Genomic DNA, 2,449 nt, shown 5'->3' with positions numbered 1-2,449 from the left:
GTATCCGTCCGGTCTGCCTGCCCTGCCTGCGTGATGGAGTGGGTGATAGTGTCCACTATCGATAGTGGACATCTTGAGGTCGGTGATGGCGGGGAAGAAGGGGCTGAAGAAGCGGGTCTGGTCGGAAGACGAGAAGCGCACGATTTGCGCGCAGACGTTGACGCCGGGGGTTTCGGTTGCTCAGGTTGCACGGCGCTATTCGATGAACGCGAACTTGATTTTCAAATGGCTGAAGGATCCCCGGTTCGCGCCTGTAGAGGATGAAGCCTCGTCAGAGGAGAGTATCGCCCTTGAAGGCGTGTTCCTGCCTGTCGAGATTGAAACGTCTGGAGAGGAAAGCCGTGCTTCTCCCGCGCGAATAAATGACGTGGAGGCTGAGCCTGCTGTCTTGGCGCAGCGCGTGGATATCGCGTTGTCGGACGGGCGACGCATTCTGGTGGAAGGCCCCACATCGCTGGCATCGGTTGTGGGCTTGGTGCAGGGGCTGACGGCATGATCCCGGTGCCGAGCAACACGCGGGTGTGGCTGGCGGCTGGCGTTACGGATATGCGGCGCGGCTTCAACACGCTGGCTGCACAAACGGAGAGGCTGCTGGCCGAGGACCCGTATTCTGGCCACCTGTTTGTGTTCCGCGGCCGTCGGGGTGATCTGTTGAAGATCATCTGGTGGGACACACAGGGCGCATGCCTGTTCATGAAGCGCCTCGAGAAAGGGCGATTTGTCTGGCCTTCGGCCAAGGACGGCAAAATCTGTGTCACCGCGGCGCAATTGTCGATGCTTCTGGAAGGAATTGACTGGCGGATGCCTGCGCGGACATGGCGGCCATTACAGGCCGGATAACTCAATAAAACAGGGGTTTATGCGCATTTTGCGTTCCGTTCAGAAGGCTGTTCGGATATAAAACGCGCATGCGCGCGACGTTCAAATCCCTGCCCGAAGACCCCACTGAGTTGCGCGCAGTCAGCGAGTTGATGGCGGCGGAAATCAAGGCGCAGGCCTATCAGATCGAGAAGCTGAAGAAGGAACTCGCCGCACATCGCAAGGCCCGTTTTGGCAGCAAATCCGAGACCATGGATCAGCTTGCCTTCGACCTTCAGGAAGACACGGAGATCGCTTCCGCCTCCGAGGCACAGAAGACAGCCCCCGAGACGGACGCTGATCAAGAACCTCCCGCCAAACGCACCCACAATCGCGCACCGCTGCCCGATCATCTTGAGCGACAGGAAGAAATCCTGTCGCCGGGCGATAGCTGCAGCGCTTGCAGAGGTGCGCTCAAGCAACTCGGCGAGGACGTGACCGAAGAGCTGGAATACGTCCCCGGCCATTTCGTGGTGAAACGCATCGTGCGGCCGCGCATGACTTGCACCTGTTGCGAGGCGTTCGCCCAGGCCGAGCTGCCCTCACGCCCGATCACCCGTGGGCGTCCCGGTCCGGGCCTGTTGGCCCATGTGCTGGTCGGCAAATATTGCGATCACCTTCCGCTCTATCGCCAGTCCGAAATCTATGCCCGTGACAAGGTCGACCTGCATCGATCCACGCTGACCGATTGGGTGGGGCGATCAACCGCACTGTTGGAGCCTCTGGCGGCTCATATCGGCAAACTGGTTCGGGCCGGACCCGCCCTGTTCGCCGATGACACGCCCGTCAAGATGCAGGCCAAAGGCAAGGCGCAAACAGCGCGCCTTTGGAGCTATGTGCGCGATGAACGACCATGGTGTGGGCAAGCCCCGCCCTGCGTCTGGTATCAGTTCAGCGTGGACCGGAAGGGTGAACACCCCTCATCCCATCTCAAGGGGTATAAGGGTGTGATCCATGCCGACGGCTTCACCGGGTTCAATGGGTTGTTCGGGGCGGGTCTCGCCAGCGAGCAGGCCTGCATGGTGCATGTGCGCCGCAAGTTCGTCGATATCTATGAAAGCGAAAGCTCTGCCATCGCCGAGGAAGCGATCAGGCGCGTCGCTGCCCTCTATGCCGTGGAAAAAGAAGCGCGCTATCAGCCCATTGATGCGCGCATTGCCCTGCGGCAGGCAAAGGCAAAACCGGTCTTTGACGATCTGGAGGCATGGCTGTCGCTGCAATTGCCCAAGATTTCCGGCAAGTCGAACCTGGCAGCCGCCATACGCTATGCGCTCGGCCGCATGCCAAAGGCCCGGGCATATCTCGACAATGGCAAGCTGGAGCTGGACAACAATATCTGCGAGCGCTCAATCAGACCGGTGACACTCGGACGCAAGAATTATCTGTTCATGGGATCAAAGGGGGGCGGAAACGCCGCAGCCATCGCCTATACGCTCATTGAAACCTGCCGCATGAACAGTGTCGATCCCGAAGCCTGGCTGCGCTGGGTCCTCGCCCGCGTCGCAGATCACAAAATGCCCCATATTGACGAACTGATGCCCTGGAACTGGACACCTCAATAAGTCAACGCCAGTCAGACCGGACGGATACG

At 59.8% G+C, this 2,449-nt stretch carries 3 protein-coding genes; all 3 read left to right on the top strand.

Features of this window, described 5'->3' with window-relative positions:
• Positions 1-85 precede the first annotated feature (85 nt).
• A complete protein-coding gene (gene tnpA, locus ACFQXB_RS20265) occupies positions 86-496 on the top strand; it encodes an IS66-like element accessory protein TnpA (protein WP_377407008.1) in 411 nt (136 codons plus the stop codon).
• A complete protein-coding gene (gene tnpB / locus ACFQXB_RS20260) occupies positions 493-840 on the top strand; it encodes an IS66 family insertion sequence element accessory protein TnpB (protein WP_377407007.1) in 348 nt (115 codons plus the stop codon). Before tnpA ends, tnpB begins: the two co-directional genes overlap by 4 nt.
• A 68-nt stretch (positions 841-908) precedes the next feature.
• Positions 909-2,420, top strand: a complete 1,512-nt coding sequence (tnpC, locus tag ACFQXB_RS20255) for an IS66 family transposase (protein WP_377407006.1) — start codon at positions 909-911, stop codon at positions 2,418-2,420.
• The last annotated feature ends 29 nt before the right edge of the window (positions 2,421-2,449 follow it).

Origin of the sequence: Halodurantibacterium daqingense, from assembly GCF_042666235.1 — a bacterium.
Taxonomy (GTDB): domain Bacteria; phylum Pseudomonadota; class Alphaproteobacteria; order Rhodobacterales; family Rhodobacteraceae; genus Halodurantibacterium; species Halodurantibacterium daqingensis.
Note: the sequence above shows the minus strand (reverse complement) of the source record. Positions and strands in the feature narration are given on the sequence as shown.